Origin of the sequence: Carboxylicivirga longa, assembly GCF_050589825.1 — a bacterium.
In the GTDB taxonomy this organism is placed as follows: Bacteria; Bacteroidota; Bacteroidia; order Bacteroidales; family Marinilabiliaceae; genus Carboxylicivirga; species Carboxylicivirga longa.
The window spans coordinates 18514-33739 of the sequence record NZ_JBNGOZ010000018.1; the positions used below are offsets into that span (position 1 = coordinate 18514).

13 protein-coding genes and 1 pseudogene are annotated in these 15226 nt (G+C 39.6%); 7 read left to right on the forward strand and 7 right to left on the reverse strand.

Going from position 1 to position 15226, the window contains the following annotated elements; translation table 11 throughout:
* Positions 1 to 49 precede the first annotated feature (49 nt).
* The 4 genes from ACRD7A_RS14585 to ACRD7A_RS14600 all read left to right on the forward strand — a co-directional run bounded on the left by ACRD7A_RS14585 (position 50) and on the right by ACRD7A_RS14600 (position 6929).
* Positions 50 to 1117 carry an FISUMP domain-containing protein gene (locus tag ACRD7A_RS14585; protein ID WP_430811915.1) on the forward strand — a complete coding sequence of 356 codons (1068 nt, stop codon included), beginning with the start codon at positions 50 to 52 and terminating at the stop codon, positions 1115 to 1117.
* Positions 1118 to 1271: 154 nt separating this feature from the next.
* Entirely contained in the window at positions 1272 to 3998 is a 2727-nt protein-coding gene (locus ACRD7A_RS14590; RefSeq protein ID WP_430811916.1) for a T9SS type A sorting domain-containing protein, read from the forward strand.
* Between the two features lie 26 nt (positions 3999 to 4024).
* Entirely contained in the window at positions 4025 to 5380 is a 1356-nt protein-coding gene (locus ACRD7A_RS14595; protein WP_430811917.1) for a hypothetical protein, read from the forward strand.
* 160 nt (positions 5381 to 5540) lie between these two features.
* The gene (locus ACRD7A_RS14600) at positions 5541 to 6929 is read left to right on the forward strand and encodes an MFS transporter (RefSeq protein ID WP_430811918.1); all 1389 of its coding nucleotides are present in this window, start codon (positions 5541 to 5543) and stop codon (positions 6927 to 6929) included.
* 194 nt (positions 6930 to 7123) lie between these two features.
* Here the strand turns inward: ACRD7A_RS14600 and ACRD7A_RS14605 are convergent.
* From ACRD7A_RS14605 to istA, 5 genes and pseudogenes are all read right to left on the reverse strand, one after another.
* Positions 7124 to 7399, reverse strand: a pseudogene (locus ACRD7A_RS14605) (integrase core domain-containing protein); the annotation flags it as partial.
* A 142-nt stretch (positions 7400 to 7541) separates the two neighbouring features.
* Positions 7542 to 7793 carry an ATP-binding protein gene (locus ACRD7A_RS14610; RefSeq protein WP_430811919.1) on the reverse strand — a complete coding sequence of 84 codons (252 nt, stop codon included), beginning with the start codon at positions 7791 to 7793 and terminating at the stop codon, positions 7542 to 7544.
* A complete protein-coding gene (locus tag ACRD7A_RS14615) occupies positions 7756 to 8289 on the reverse strand; it encodes an ATP-binding protein (RefSeq protein WP_430811920.1) in 534 nt (177 codons plus the stop codon). The genes ACRD7A_RS14610 and ACRD7A_RS14615 overlap by 38 nt, the downstream gene beginning before the upstream one ends.
* A gap of 16 nt (positions 8290 to 8305) precedes the next feature.
* Positions 8306 to 8560, reverse strand: coding sequence for a hypothetical protein (locus ACRD7A_RS14620; protein WP_430811921.1), 255 nt, complete (start codon positions 8558 to 8560; stop codon positions 8306 to 8308).
* 60 nt (positions 8561 to 8620) lie between these two features.
* Positions 8621 to 9832, reverse strand: a complete 1212-nt coding sequence (gene istA / locus ACRD7A_RS14625) for an IS21 family transposase (protein WP_430811922.1) — start codon at positions 9830 to 9832, stop codon at positions 8621 to 8623.
* 184 nt (positions 9833 to 10016) lie between these two features.
* Between istA and ACRD7A_RS14630 the strand changes: the two genes are divergently transcribed.
* Positions 10017 to 11024, forward strand: a complete 1008-nt coding sequence (locus tag ACRD7A_RS14630; protein ID WP_430811923.1) for a type II toxin-antitoxin system HipA family toxin — start codon at positions 10017 to 10019, stop codon at positions 11022 to 11024.
* A gap of 193 nt (positions 11025 to 11217) precedes the next feature.
* Here the strand turns inward: ACRD7A_RS14630 and ACRD7A_RS14635 are convergent, their stop codons facing one another.
* The gene (locus tag ACRD7A_RS14635) at positions 11218 to 12030 is read right to left on the reverse strand and encodes an alpha/beta fold hydrolase (RefSeq protein ID WP_430811924.1); all 813 of its coding nucleotides are present in this window, start codon (positions 12028 to 12030) and stop codon (positions 11218 to 11220) included.
* 354 nt (positions 12031 to 12384) lie between these two features.
* Entirely contained in the window at positions 12385 to 13881 is a 1497-nt protein-coding gene (locus ACRD7A_RS14640; RefSeq protein WP_430811925.1) for a S10 family peptidase, read from the reverse strand.
* 779 nt (positions 13882 to 14660) lie between these two features.
* On the opposite strand from ACRD7A_RS14640, the gene ACRD7A_RS14645 reads away from it, so the two are divergent.
* Together ACRD7A_RS14645 and ACRD7A_RS14650 are read left to right on the forward strand one after the other, a co-directional pair.
* On the forward strand, positions 14661 to 14828 hold the full coding sequence (locus ACRD7A_RS14645; protein WP_430811926.1) for a hypothetical protein: 168 nt from the start codon (positions 14661 to 14663) through the stop codon (positions 14826 to 14828).
* A 162-nt stretch (positions 14829 to 14990) separates the two neighbouring features.
* Entirely contained in the window at positions 14991 to 15209 is a 219-nt protein-coding gene (locus ACRD7A_RS14650; RefSeq protein ID WP_430811927.1) for a hypothetical protein, read from the forward strand.
* The last annotated feature ends 17 nt before the right edge of the window (positions 15210 to 15226 follow it).

The following is a 15226-nucleotide window of genomic DNA, read 5'->3' on the forward strand; positions in this document are numbered from 1 at the left end:
TGAAAAAATGAGATTAAAAAAATACGTTTTGCCAAAGCTCATAATATTGATGCTTGTATTCATAAGCTGTGAGGAGGAAAAAACAGAAGTGATCGATACAACACCTCCTACTGAAGTACTTAATTTAGTGGCTACGCCTGGTCAAGGAAAGGTGGCTTTGCAATGGGATCTTCCGGAAAAAAGCGATGCAGCTCAAATACGAATTACTTTTGTGCCTGTTAATGATGTTTCACAGCCTATTTTATTAACTCCTGAGTTTACTTCGTATGAAATTGTAGGGTTAGACGATGAAACTGAATATACGTTTACGTTGCAAACGGTGGATATTTATGTTAATAAATCAGTTGGTACTACAGTTACCGCTTTGACGGAAGCACCTGTGATAGTTGAGCCTGATGTATTAATTGATGAACGTGACGGCAGAACTTATAAAATAACCACTATTGGTGACCAGGTATGGATGGCTGAAAACCTGGCATATTTACCTGCAGGTCATTCTTTCTCAGGTAATACAACTGGTAGTGAAAGTCAGCCTTTTACCAGTCATTATTATGTATATGACTTTGATGAAGGCGGGGATATGACGGTTCTTAATGCTAACACAAATGCAAAAACTAACTATGAACAGTTGGGTGTACTATACAATTGGTATGCTGCAATTGGTATCCCGGAAAATGTGGCTGATGCTTCGAGTCTGGATGCTTACATGCAAACTTACACTGTTTGCCAGGGTGTCTGTCCGGATGGATGGCACTTGCCAAGCAATGAGGAATATGATGAGTTACTGGTAGCGATTGGTAAAGATGTTAATACCGGAGGAGATCCTTTGAAAGCTCGGTCGGGTTGGGATGTTAATCAAGGTACTGATGAATATGGATACGGATTGCTACCAACAGGACGAAGAAAAAGTGATAGTGCATTAGATTTTGAAGGTTCACCAAGCTATGGCTATTTATGGACATCTACTTTCTCAAAGTACGAGACCGGTACAACCGAAACAGGAACTGCCAGGGCTTATAACAGATACTTCAAAGGCGCTGACGATTATTTTAAACACAATACCTACCGAAGCAGCTATGGACTTGCTGTTCGATGTGTTAAGGATAGTGAAGAATAGATTCTAGAATGTACCCTCACAACGAATATGAGTTGTGGGGGTATAATCGACATATTTCTTATAGGTTAAATATTAGAAACCTAACTGCAAGGTGTCAGTTGGACAGGGTATTGTATGTCCGAAAATTAAATCAATTTCTAAATTTATATGAATAATGAAACTTAATATTTTGTTAATAATGCTATTGGCCCTGCTACATACAGGGATTACCAATGCTCAGACAAATCTGATAAAGGATCCGTTTTTTCAACACGATTATCTTACTAATTCAACAGATGAAACTGATAAGTGGATTCATAAGTTGAATCAGGAAGTGGTAAATGGCGAAATTAGCCGGGAAACTCAAAGTGGTTTTACGAATGCCTTTGTGCATTGTAATGTAGCCTATAAGTCATCTTCTGCCCGTTCTAATTGTTTTGTAGGCCAGCGTATTAGTGGCTTAGAGGCTAAGAGGTACAGGCTTGAATTTTGGATATGGTTCTCGACCAGGGATATGTATTATACAGCTGAAGTCACTCACTTGAATGAAAACTATACTAATGATAATGGTTCCAGGGTTGCTCAAGTTATCATGCAATCGGTAACAACCAGTGGAGGTAATTATCATACTCCGGGTAACTGGCAGAAAATATCAATGGATGTTGATCTGAGGGACGTAGAGGATTTAGGACGTTTAAAAGTAGTAAAGCTAGCTATCTACCCTAATTGTAATAATGTTACCACGCTTACCAAAGAATGTGATTATTATATTAGCGAGCCTCGTGTATATGAAGTGTCGGATGCGCATACCGATTATTTTACTGACAGTGGTTTTGATGCATGGCTGATTGAGGGCGAATCGCCTTTGCCCAGCGATTGGAATGTTAATTTGGGAAGTGATGCCTGTACCAAGCGTGCCCCTGGACATCTGGATACTGATTATGCTTGTTTGGTCGAAACCCATACAAATGGAGATGGCAGTTTTATTGAAACGATGCCTGGTAAGGTAATGATTCCCCGTAAAGAAGTAGCATTATCATTTTATGCGCGTTCTGCCGAGGATGGCGGACAAATGAACGTATTACTTGGAGTAACTAAAATTGGTGCTGTTGCCTTAACAAAAGACTGGAGCAGGTATGAATTGACTTATGATTATAGTAATGTCTCGGAGAGTGAAGAAGATAAGGTGCGGTTTGAGTTGCTGAATGCCAATGTTTATTATGTAGATGAAGTATGGTTGGCCCGTACTGATGGATTGATTGAGAAGAATAATGTGTTTGATCCAGGTAAAACCATAGAAGTAACCACTAATGCTGATAGTGGTGAAGGCTCATTAAGGCAAGCTGTTGCCAATGCAGTGGATGGTGACAGTATTGTTATTCCGGGCAATTTTACTATTACTTTGGCATCATCGTTGATAATCGATAAGGATGTTAAAATAAATGGTCAGGGTGCTGTTATTCAAGTTGCTGATCCAGGAATTACAAAACAGAAACTTATCGAGATAGGAAAAGCAAGTGATACCGGAGCATCCGCTTCAGATGTAGTGCTATACAATTTAAATTTGTATCCTGGGAACATTACGGGCACACACTCTACTGCCAGTAATGTGGCCAATTGTGGAGCAGGAATAACCATGTTTGACTACAATGTGCTTAAAGCTTATAATGTTACTATTGATGGAGGTAAAGGTAATTATTCCGGTGCAATCCATTTAGTTGGCTATAATGGAATTGCAAAGCTAATTAACTGTACATTTATTAATAATCAGGCAACCACAGCTAATGGAGGAGCTTTGATATTAAAGGGTACGAGTGTTTTGGAAGGCTGTTTTTTCGAAAACAACATAGCGAAAGGAAATGGTAGTGCTATTGCAACCTATGATGCGACAAAGATCTCTGATTGTGTCTTTAAATCTAACGAATCTCAGAATAGCACAGGAGGTGCTATTGTTAATTATGCGCAGGATAAGGGAGTTGTAGAAATAGATAGATGTTTATTTGATAGTAATAAGTCGACACATGCTACTGCAGGAGGTGGTGCTATTGCTGCCAACCATAATCACTGTTCCACTAAAGTTATTAACTCCACTTTTGTAAATAATCAGGGACCATTAGCCGGAGCGGTTTATTTTTGCACTAATTCAACCAAAACAACACGTGGGCAATGGACCTTTATTAATAATACATTTACCGGAAATACTTCTGCAGCTAATGGTGCTGGTGCTATGATTATTGATAATACAAAGGGTGATAGTTATGCATTTTCAGTAACACTGATTAACAATATTTTTGCCTACAATTACGATGCTTCTGGATTGCAAGATGTTATTGCCCAACATACCTTTGCGTATGTTTTAGAGGGGCGTAATAATATTTTTGGAACCTCCGTCGGTGTGGAAACTTGTACAAATACGGTAGCGTTTTCATACTCACCGGAGTCAGCTTTGTTTGCCGACTATTCGGTTACTACTAACAAAGTTCCCGTGTTGGATAAGAGTGGTGTAGTATTGCTTTCTGGTACTAATAGTGTGGCTTATCAGGCTGGTGTGGGGTATGCTGTCCATGATCCTGAAATTATTCCGGCGATTGATCAAAATGCTAATGTTCGGGCTGAAATTCCTTGTGTTGGAGCTGCAGAATATTCTTCACCAACAAGTATTGAGGATGCTTTTAAACGTAATGAAAGCATTATCTATCCAAATCCGGCAAATCAGCAAATCCGATTGAAAAGCAGTGCTGAAATACAGCATCTGGTGATTTATGATTTGGCTGGTGTAAAGCGTTTCGAGACATCAGACCTTGGGTCGGTTATTTGTTTGAATGGACTGTCTGCAGGTATTTATATTGTGAATATGAAAATTGAAAACAAAACGATTGTAGAACGCTTGGTTGTTAAGTGAACGATTAATTGATAATTACGAATATTATGAAATTGAAAATAGTATTGCCAGTATTAATGGGATTGTTGCTTTCAGGGGCTACATATGCTCAAAACGTTCAATTGGTTTCCAGACCTGTTGTGGAAAAAGAGCAGGTAAAAGCGTTGAAGAGTGTTAATGCATTTACGCTTTCAGATATTAATCATATCATTGGGTATGGTCAATCACTCTCATTAGGTTCAGTTGATCAATGTGTTATTTCACAGGCTCAAAAGTATAATTCATTGATGTTTAGTAAAGAGTTGCGCACATTGGACTATGCGGCCACAGATTTTACCAACGTAACATTTGTTCCTTTGATTGAAAAAGTATGGGCTAACCATGTCAATTATGCAGAGACGCCCTATAGTGGTATGTCGGAAATGTTGATAGAAACTATCTCAAAGCAAGACGGAACTTTTACAAAGCAATTGGTTTTTCAAGCTGCAGGTAAAGGAGGCACTTCCATTACAGGTTTAATTAAAGGTAATGAAAATACATATGGTTATATTCTTAAAGGTGTTGAACGAGCCAAGCAATTAGCCGATATGGATAGCAAGAGCTATAAAGTGCCATGTTTTACTTTTATTCATGGCGAAGCGGATACCTATGCCTACATGGATCCGGCACTTTATAAGAGTCATGTTATTCAAATGCAGGCAAGTATTGAAGCTGATATCAAGGCCATAAGCGGGCAAACCGAAGGAGTTCCATGTGTTCTTTCACAAACGGCTGCCTTCAATAGGTATTGGATGGTACGGCACAGCTCGAATATAGATAAGGAGGTATATCCGGAAATTTCGATAGCACAATATCAACTGGCGCTTGAGCACCCTGATCAATTTATTTTCTCTACTGCCATGTATCCAATTATTTATGGTTTGGATAATGTGCATTTAACCGCTGGGTCATCTAAGTTGGTAGGGGCTTATTTTGGTTATGCTATTAAAAAGGCCGTGGTTGATGGTGAATCAATGTTACCTATACACCCAACTAGTTATGTTTCGAATGGTAATGAATTGACTGTGACTTTTCATGTGCCTGTTGCGCCTTTAGCTTTGGATACCAAGCAAGTGCGTTTTATTGATAACTATGGATTTAACATCTATAGGGGTGATCGTGAAATCAAAATTGAATCGGTTGTGTTATCTGGAGAAGATGCCGTTAGGTTTGTTTGTTCAGAGCCTGTTCAATCAGGAGATGTGATTACTTATGCAATTAATGGTAAAACTACCGGTGCTCTGAATGGAGCTCGCGGTAACTTGCGCGATAGTCGTGGAGAAACAGTAACATTCCAAATTAATTGCACCACACATAAATTGCATAATTGGTGTCCAATCTTTAGAGAGATCATACAATTTTAATGATCTATATCTCATGACTAAAAGAAGCCTGTTGTGACTGTGCTTTTTTTAGTTTAAAATTTATCCATTTTATTTAGATAATGATACGGATCGTGAATACGACGTTCAGGATCCTATACTACATTGGCTTTATTAAAGCTTTTATAATATTGATTATTAAATGAATTTGAACTTTTATAAGAAGAAACCGGCTTTAGAAGTAAATCCTTCGGAGTCGGAATTTCAACAACGTAAGCGATACAAACGTCTGCGTTGGCAGACATTCTTGGCAGCGACAATTGGTTATAGTTTCTATTATGTTAGTAGAACAGGGTTGAATGTTGTTAAGAAGCCTATATTAGAAAGTGGCATTCTTGATACGAAGCAACTTGGTTATATTGGATCGGCTTTGCTTTTTACATATGCGATTGGGAAATTTGTGAATAGTTTTTTAGCTGATCATTCCAATATCAGGCGGTTTATGGCTACCGGATTGATTGTATCCGCTTGTGCCAATTTAATTGTTGGCATATTAGGGTTAATGAATAGCAATATTGGTTCAACAACTAACTTGTTTTTAATGTCATTTATTCTATTGTGGGGGATTAACGGATGGAGTCAATCAATGGGTGCCGGACCAAGTATCGTTTCATTGTCACGGTGGTTTCCTAAAAAAGAACGGGGTACATATTATGGCTTTTTTAGTGCAAGTCATAACTTTGGAGAGTTTTTGTCGTTCATTTTTGTAGGACTTATAGTAAGTCTTGTAGGATGGCAATGGGGATTTGTAAGTGCAGCATTGGCAGGTGCAGTGGGAGTGATAGTAATAGTGTTTTTTATGCACGACTCGCCTGAGAGTAAAGCGTTGCCATCGCTGGAAAAGCTTTCTAATGAAAGAGAAGAGAAAAAAACAGAGGTGAGTAAAACACAAATTGAAGTGTTAAAGAATCCTTATGTTTGGGTATTAGCTTTTTCAAGTGCGTTTATGTATATAAGCCGTTATGCAATAAACGGATGGGGAGTGCTTTTTTTGCAGGAACATAAGGGCTTTTCTCTTGAAATGGCAACGCGGATAATTTCCATTAATGCTTTGTTGGGGATTATTGGTACTATAGTATCAGGTTGGTTTTCCGATAAATTATTTAAAGGAAGTAGAAATGTTCCGGCTCTGATTTTTGGTGTTTTAAATACGGTATCTTTAAGTTTGTTTCTATTGTCGGGCGATAGTTTGTGGATAAATGTATTAAGTATGGTGTTGTTTGGTATTGCCATAGGTGTGCTAATTTGTTTCTTGGGTGGATTAATGGCTATTGATATAGTCCCCAGAAATGCCAGTGGAGCAGCTCTTGGTATTGTTGGTATAGCAAGTTACATAGGTGCAGGTATACAGGATGTAATAAGCGGTTACTTGATTGATAAGCATAAAACATATTCGGGGATGCTTAATGGAGTTGAACAATATGACTATAATTTTACAACAGTTGGTATGTTTTGGATTGGGGCGTCTATAGTATCTTTTGTTTTGGCGGTTTTGGTATGGAATGCAAAACAGAAGGTAAAAGAACAGTAGCTTTTATTCCACTGTATCAATAAAATTTTCATTAAACATGATATTAAGATTGTTTGACGTCAAAACTTATTGGACAAATTGATGCTTAAAATTAAGAGATACTTTTAGTTCTCCAAACAGCTAAATCATGATGATAATGATGAGCTATTGGAACCATTGAAAACTCAAAGAGTTTTCAATGGTTCCAATAGCTGCTACGATGCAGCTTTCCGGTTTTTCCTTCCCCTTTCTTTCATGGTTGATTTTTTAATTTGCATTCGTTGTTGTAAACGCTGTTCTGCATTGCCAAAATAGACATCAGATGGCGTTAAGTTATCTAACGATTCATGGTAACGCTCATAATTGTAATAATTGACAAATGCTTCTAAGCTGGCTCTTAAATCATCTGGATAGTAATAGTTATCCAGTTTAACGATATTCTTCATTGTCCTGTGATAGCGCTCAATCTTGCCCTGAGTCTGCGGATGATATGGTGCGCCCCTGACTGGAAATAACGGTCATATTGACCACCCTAAAACGATTTAATGTGACCACCTTGTAACGATACAAAGTGACCACCCTCGTTTTTCAGTAAAAAAAGAACTTTTTTCTGCTATTGGGATTCAAACAAATTTAATCATTTTCCTTTTTAAATGAAGAACGTTTTCTTCTCATGGATTCTCCTGTAAGTTCAATACGATGTGCTTGGTGTATTAACCGATCCAGGATTGCATCAGCAATGGTTTTCTCACCAATAATTTCATACCAGCCTTTGATAGGTATTTGCGATGTAACAATCATCGAGCCTTTACTGTGTCTGTCTTCCATAATTTCCAGCAGTGCAATTCTATTTTTGACTATCCAGTGGTTGCAATCCAAAATCATCTAGGATAATCAAATGCTGCCGTTCTTTTTTAGCCAGTTCCTTCAGGTAAGAACTATCAGCCTTGGCCATTTTTAGTTTAGAAAACAGTTTAGTGGTGTTATGGTACATCACACGGTAACCTGAGATACAAGCCTGATAACCCAGAGATGTAGCCAGGTAACTTTTTCCAGCTCCTGTACTGCCAGTGATAAGCACGTTTTCATTCTTACCTATAAAACTACATTCCGCTAAGCGCATCAACTTAGTCTGGTCAATGTTGCGACCTTCATCGTAGATGATGTTTTCCATTGACGCTTTGTAATGAAAGCGAGCATTTTTAATAGCCCTTTCTATCTTACGATTATTCCGATCATCCCATTCTGAATCAATCAGCATGGATACAAACTGGTCAAGCGTATAGTGGTCTGTTTTGCCTGTCTCTATAGCCGTCATAAAAGCGCTGTACATACCGTAGAACTTCATCTGTCGCATTTTAGATAGTGTTGTCTCGTTCATATCTGATAAGCTTTAGTTATTCGTAATATTTATCACCCCGTATGTTATTATGAAAGGGGATTGATTGTTGGTCATCAGACTCTTCATCTATCTTATCAAGGCCTCGTTTTAAGATATTATGGACAATCTTGTAGTTGAAAACATGATGTTCCAAGGCACGTTTACAAGCATTGCTCAAACGTTGGTTGCCTACTTTCTTGGCCATAGAAAGTACACCCATGCAGCTGCGATAAGCTTGTTCCGGATGCTGCTTGTGCTCGAGAAGTTGCACAATAAATTCTTTAACTGGTTCATCAATGGAAGCTGCCCAGTTGATAAAACGTTGTGGTGTCTAATCGGTGATAAAGCGATGCGTGGTTGCCAGATGCTCACTGTTTGTAGTGTAGTTGTATGGCCTTAACTCACGCTTGTGGGTAGCAATGCGATTGTATTTATAATAAACTTCGACGGAGGATGATGTATAAAGCAACTTAACGCGTTTGCGGATATACTGGTAAGGCACGTTGTAATAGTGTTTGTCTTCACCAAGGAGCACATGGCCGTTGAGCATAACTGTAGCCATAGCCTGCTTTTTAATCTCGTAGCGCTCCACAGGTAAGGGTTTTAAATGTGCTTTTTCATCCTCGATATAGAGCTGATAACGTGATGTTGGTCGTCCGGTAAGCTTAGCGTTATTATGCGTCTCCAACTCCTTCCAGATGGCTTTATTCAAGTCTCTGAGATTATGAAACACCTGTCGATTAATAACTGGGTATATGCGCTGATACAGGATTTTTACAGCTCCTTCGGCTAATGATTTATCCCTTGGCTTATAAGCTCTGGCTGGTAGAATGGTTGTGTCATAATGCTCTGCAAAGTCCTGGAACGTTTCATTGAGCTTCGGTTCATAACGATGGCTCTTGGTTACGGCTGACTTTAAGTTATCAGGTACAATGGCAGCCGGAACACCATTAAAGAAGTGCAAAGCGTTTTCTACTGATGCAACAAAATCCTCTTTCTTCTGACTCATCGATGCTTCAGCGTAAGTGTATTGGCTGGCACCCAAAATAGCCACAAAAAACTGCACCTGCTTGACTTCACCACTGTTAAGGTTGACTATCTCCAGTGTTTTACCAGCATAGTCAATAAACATCTTGTCGCCCGACTTGTGGTTCATGTGCATCACCGGATTGACCTTCTGGCTCCAACGGCGATAATACATCCCAAATTGGCTCGATTTAAAGCCGTCGGGGTGTTTAGCGATGTATTCTCTCCACATGTGCTGCCGGGTAATACCAGTCTTCTTTAATTGCCGTTCAACGTATGGGAAGAACTTGTAAAGCGCCTGTTGTTTCGGTGTTAAAACCTCTTGTTGATTATGGCTAAATAACTGCTCAAGTTCGCTGTCACTCTTTTCTTTAAGGTCATTGATGCTCATTTTGAGCACCGAATACAGGGCGATGTACTTCTTAACCGTATTGCGTGACAACGTCAAGTAGCGACTGATAAACGACTTGCTTTTACCCTGATGATGTAGATTTAATACTTTTCTTACTTTACTCATGTCTGTTAGTTTATTAGCCATAGATTTTAGCATTTGGTTAAATGCAACAATTTACAGCTTCAGCAGCATGAAAAAGTCTTTGATTTTACCTGGTCAATTTGCTCCGTTAGAGCCTGGTCACTTTGGAGCGTCAGAGAGTGGTCACTTTCATTCGTTAGACCTGGTCAATTTAAATCGTTAAGAGGTGGTCAACTTCAGCGTTTTTTCCAGTTTACCTGATATACACTATTGCCCCGGTACATTAAAAGAAGGAAATAAAACCTATTCAGCAACAGCTCTAAAGCGTGTATTCAAGGGGAAGAAGGTAAGTCATATTCTTCCTTACGAGTCGCCGGCAACGAACGCGTTAACTGATGAACTGTTTGCGGATAACCGAAAAAGGATGTCTATTTCCGGGGTACAAGAAAAATTCTCTGTTTTGCTGGATAAAAATAAATTGCGTTTAATTACCGAAGGCGAACAAGGGCAATACATTCTTAAACCTCAACCAAGTGCTGGTAAACATCCTGAAATGATGCCAGCCAACGAGCATTTAACGATGCAAATAGCAAGGCAGGTTTTTAATATCGAAACGGCCGAAAATGCGCTTATTTTTTTTCGTAACGGCGAACCGGCCTATATTACTAAGCGATTTGATGTTCAAGATGACAACACGAAGGTGGCACAGGAAGATTTTGCTGCTTTAGCGCTAAGAACGCCTCAAACACATGGCACAAACTATAAATACCTGGGTAACTATTATGATTTATTTGTGATAATGAAAAAGTTTGTTCCTGCCTATAATATTGAAGCTCCCAAGCTTTTGAAGCTTATCCTGTTTAATTATTTATTTTCTAACGGCGATGCACATTTTAAAAACTTTTCACTCATACAAACTGACTTTGGAGATTATAAATTGAGTCCGGCTTACGATTTGTTGAATAGCCGCATTCACATTGAAGATAGGGATTTTGCACTGGATGATGGTTTGTTACCTCCAGCTCTGGCAAAGGGAAAAGTGCATGAGCAGTTTTATCAACTTGGTGAGTTGGCAGGCATCAATATCAAACTGATTGATAATATTTTTGCTCTGCTCAGTTCCGGGAAGGATGATGTTTTAAGGTTAATTAGTCACTCCTATCTGTCTGAAAAGTTGAAGCGTAACTACGAACAGGCCTATTTAACACGGTTAAAAAAACTGAACAGGAAATAAGGGGTAGCTCTTAGGTGTTAGGTTCTGGCTATTAGTGTCTATCAATTGAAATTCGTGTATTTTTTGGCAGAAAATATAAGCAAGCTGCCAATAGTGTTGATACTAAAATATTGATAATTAGTACTTTTGTGACTCGTCCAGGTTGGGGTTAGTTAGGAGATGCAATGAAAAAGTATCAAGGGTCAAGATTCGTCTAGTGCGGTTTATAGAAGAAGTTGTTAAGTATATTGATAAAAGGAGTATGCCACACCGGGCTAGCAGAGATCAGGTCATGTCCGTAGTTAGGTGCGATCCATAAATATGCGTTAGGTATAGAGCGGTATAACTCAAGGGCTGTTTCAACCGGAAAAAGGATATCCCGGTCGCCTTGAATGATTAGCGTTTTAGTACGGATGGTTGAAAGCATCGGCGCAGTGAAATTTATGTCGTTGTAGGATTCGGAAAAGCCATTGAGTTGATGAAGAAGTTCCCTGACTTGCTTTTCCCCCCGTGGGTGTATTTTTAAGTAATAATCCCTTGTTGCTTTGTTAAGTGTTTCATAGGTATAATCCTTAAGAACATTACGACTAGACTTGGGGAAGTAAGGCGCTGTGCCAATCAAAACCATGGCTTCCAGTCTGGAGGTATCCATAAGGGCCATGTGTAAAAGCGTGAGGCCTCCGGCACTATAGCCAATAGCTTTGAATTTATTAATATCAAGATGATCTAATAGGCTGTAGATGTCAATGGCGGATTGTTTACATGTGAATTTATGCGCCGGGTTGGTAGACTGTCCATGCCCTCGCAAATCAGGGATTATAAGTTGATAATGAGATGAAAGAGAATCAATCAGATGATACCAGTCAGCATGTGTTTGTGTAAAGCCATGCAAAAGAACAAGTGGGGATCCTTCTCCATAGCTCTCGTAATAAATATCCACGTCTTTTAAATGGACGATTTCGTTGGTTTGGCTACAACATAAAATGACATTATAGATAAATAGAAAGAATACTATGTGAGTCTTCATAAGATATTGATTTTAATGATTGAGTACGAATTTTATTCCTTTAGTTAATGCGGCCGGGAACATCGAGTAGTGGGTTTCATTTCCAATAATAGCTGTTTGGTAGACGAAGCCTGTATAGTTACGCTCCTCGATGATCTTATTAAAGTCATGCCATGGTTCCACCATTGTAAACTGCCTATTGAAAAAAATACAATACCAATTATCCTACGATTAGGATCAGAAAGTTTATATTCATTCTCAATAAAAGGCAGTAATTCTTATCTGCACATTGCTTTTTTGCCCAAAGCCGAAGGTGCAAAACAGGGTTATCACGAGGCATGCTAGAAGGGAAAGTTTCATGGCTTGATAGAAAAATTAATAAGCGGATTTAATAAATTGGTTTAGATCTTCGCTCAACTTTTGTAACTGGGTTTGGTCATTGTATATCATGTGACCGGCTTCGTAGTATTTAATGGTGACGTTGTCTTTAGTATTCTCTTCAAAATGGATATGGTCAAAACAATAGTTGGTTACAGAGAAGGGGGTGGCACCATCATAGTAACCTGCTGCTACAAATATCTTAAGAAAAGGATTCTTAATCAACGCTCTACTAATGTCTTCACCCAAGTAGATTGGCCGACCTTTAAATTTGCCTAGTTTCCAACGATTAGCTATAGAGCTGTTAAAGGTAATGTACTGACGATCATCCGGGTAGTTAAGATCTGTTTTTAGGTATTGGAAAAATGTGGATGAATATGAACCGTCCATAAATGTGGTACTTGGGTCATATATGGCATAATTAGACCAACTGTCAGTTGGATTAATCCGTCTTGTTAAACGGGAGTCGTACCGACCTATCATCAGACCTTCCTTTTCAAGTAGTTTGTCATAGAACATTTTAGTGCTAATGCGCAACTTCTTGCTTTTTAGATATTCCACATCTAAACCTGTGAATTCAGAGAGGTTTAATGCAAGACTGTTTAACTCTGATTCTGATAGGTTATTTCCTTTTATTATTGCCAGAGCAAGTTCATTATGGGCAAATGTCTCTGATTTTTTGATGGTTGAAAACAGGTCTGGCATTAAATCATCATTTAATTTATTATGGAACCAGGCCGTTGCCGTGTAAAATGGTAAGGTGGTCATATATGGTAGCTCATTACCCGGGGAGTCCCAGGTGAGTATATCATTTGTAAATGGAGAAATAAGCATGATACCATTGATATACAAGCCGTATTCGTTCTGCAAAAAGGATGTTACTCCACAAGCTCTAAAGCCGCCATAGCTTTCTCCAATGATTAGTTTTGGAGAATTAAAGCGATTATTTTTAGATAAGTATAGGCGAATGAATTCGGCAGTCGCCTGAATATCTTCATCAATCCCATAGAAGAAGTCTTGAGAAGTTGGATCAAGAGCAATGCTAAAGCCAGTACCCACAGGATCGATGAAGACCAGGTCGGTATTTGGCAGCACCGAATAGATGTTATCAATCAGATGATAAGGGGGAGGTGTTGATCGACCATTGTCACTCATTTTTACTCTTTTGGGACCAAGAATCCCCAGATTCAACCAAAATGAAGAAGAGCCAGGACCTCCGTTGAAAGAAAAGGTAACCGGCCGGTTAGTTATGTTATCATCTAAAGAATAAGCTACATAAAAGATAGAGGCTGCTGGCTTTTGGTCTTTATTCTTGAGGATGATGGTGCCAGCTGTTGCTGTGTAGTTGAGTGTAGAATTATTAATTACCAGTTTGTGTTTGGTTTTAACTGTTTGCTCCTTTAGCTCCAGACTCTTTTTTTCCTCTTGTGCTAATATAAATGAGAAGCAAAATGAAATTGTAAGAGCAAGTAATGTAGTGGTTATGGATTTCATGACAGTGTAATTTAGATTGTATTCGAACGAGAACAAGACTATCAGGGAGGTGTCCATAAAATTACCGGGTTAAATAAGATTTGTCAATACTGAAATTAAACATTTAAGTTATACAGATATAAATATCACATGGTAGTGGCAGTATGAAGCATAAAATGAGGCTCAAGCGCCTGCGGCTAGCGTAGGATGGAAGCGCAATGAGTCCTTCGGCAAGCTCAGGAGCCGGAACGGAGGACGGTGGATGAGGTGGCGGAGGCGGTTTGCGGTGGAATAGCGGGTCGAGCCGACTGCGAGTGGAGCAAGGGTGGCAGGTTGAGAGCGATGAAATAGCGGAAACTGCCATAGCTTGGTAGTGGAGGTACGGAACGGACAAGCCGAGGGATGGCAGATTTTTGTACTGGCTGGAGTGAATACGGAGGCCAGTGCAAAAATGTGACCCCGTAAGGGCTTTGCCCACGGGGCGCAGCAGCCCGATGCCCGCAGCGACTAGCAGGCGAGCCAAACACAGGCAGCGCTTGGGGTGAGGGCTTATTGGCCGAACAGGCGCAGCGTAGCAAGGCGGTGATGACAATGTGCCCGAGGCACAAAGAGAGCTGCCGTGAGGAAGACCGTGGGAGTTGCAAAGGGCGTGACGGATTGGCGAATATTAAAGTGGTGAGTACTGAGTAATGAGTAGTGAGATGATTTGCCGCTTGACTAATTAAAGACGAATTGGTGAACTGTGAAATTGATGAATTGATGAGGTTTGGGATTAATGATTGTTAGCTATGAAATAGGGAATGAGCCACCCGGAGGGCGAGACAGCGGATGCCGAGACTTTAAAAATTGACACGGAGGCATTGGCTGGCACGATACGGCATGCGCTTTTGCCGACAAGGGATGACGAACACCGATGGACCTGGTCAAGTATGTTGGGATGTTCGATTAATGATGAGGGGAATAGTTGAAGGGTTGAATTGATAAACTGGTTGAGGAGTTTATTAGTTGAAGGGTTGAGGTGAATAACTGGGGAACTGAGAATTTGGTGAACTATTTAACTGAGGGATTGGGGATGTTGGGATTGTCATTTATCAGGATTTATTTATATTTAAGCTTTATCTGTCAGTATTATGAACGAATTAATTGTAACCCCTCAATCTAAGCTTCCTCCGGTATTTGCCAATATGAGTGCCAGCTATAAGGCTTATTGGTTTATTGGTATACTTGAATGCTTGGTTGAAGAAGGGTTGGAGGAGATTCCGATACGGCGTATTTGTGCGCGTATGCTGGTAAATGCCTGGTATCCGGTTCATTTTTTTAAGCTGCATTTTGGGGGGCTCAGGATTTAATTAGTCAGCATAATGAC

Coding starts and splice junctions, on each gene's coding strand:
- ACRD7A_RS14585 (WP_430811915.1), top strand. CDS start 50: ATGCTTGTATTCATAAGCTGTGAGGAGGAAAAAACAGAAGTGATCGAT.
- ACRD7A_RS14590 (WP_430811916.1), top strand. CDS start 1,272: ATGAAACTTAATATTTTGTTAATAATGCTATTGGCCCTGCTACATACA.
- ACRD7A_RS14595 (WP_430811917.1), top strand. CDS start 4,025: ATGAAATTGAAAATAGTATTGCCAGTATTAATGGGATTGTTGCTTTCA.
- ACRD7A_RS14600 (WP_430811918.1), top strand. CDS start 5,541: ATGAATTTGAACTTTTATAAGAAGAAACCGGCTTTAGAAGTAAATCCT.
- ACRD7A_RS14610 (WP_430811919.1), bottom strand. CDS start 7,793: ATGATTTTGGATTGCAACCACTGGATAGTCAAAAATAGAATTGCACTG.
- ACRD7A_RS14615 (WP_430811920.1), bottom strand. CDS start 8,289: ATGAACGAGACAACACTATCTAAAATGCGACAGATGAAGTTCTACGGT.
- istA (WP_430811922.1), bottom strand. CDS start 9,832: ATGAGTAAAGTAAGAAAAGTATTAAATCTACATCATCAGGGTAAAAGC.
- ACRD7A_RS14635 (WP_430811924.1), bottom strand. CDS start 12,030: ATGAAGACTCACATAGTATTCTTTCTATTTATCTATAATGTCATTTTA.
- ACRD7A_RS14640 (WP_430811925.1), bottom strand. CDS start 13,881: ATGAAATCCATAACCACTACATTACTTGCTCTTACAATTTCATTTTGC.
- ACRD7A_RS14645 (WP_430811926.1), top strand. CDS start 14,661: ATGAGCCACCCGGAGGGCGAGACAGCGGATGCCGAGACTTTAAAAATT.
- ACRD7A_RS14650 (WP_430811927.1), top strand. CDS start 14,991: ATGAACGAATTAATTGTAACCCCTCAATCTAAGCTTCCTCCGGTATTT.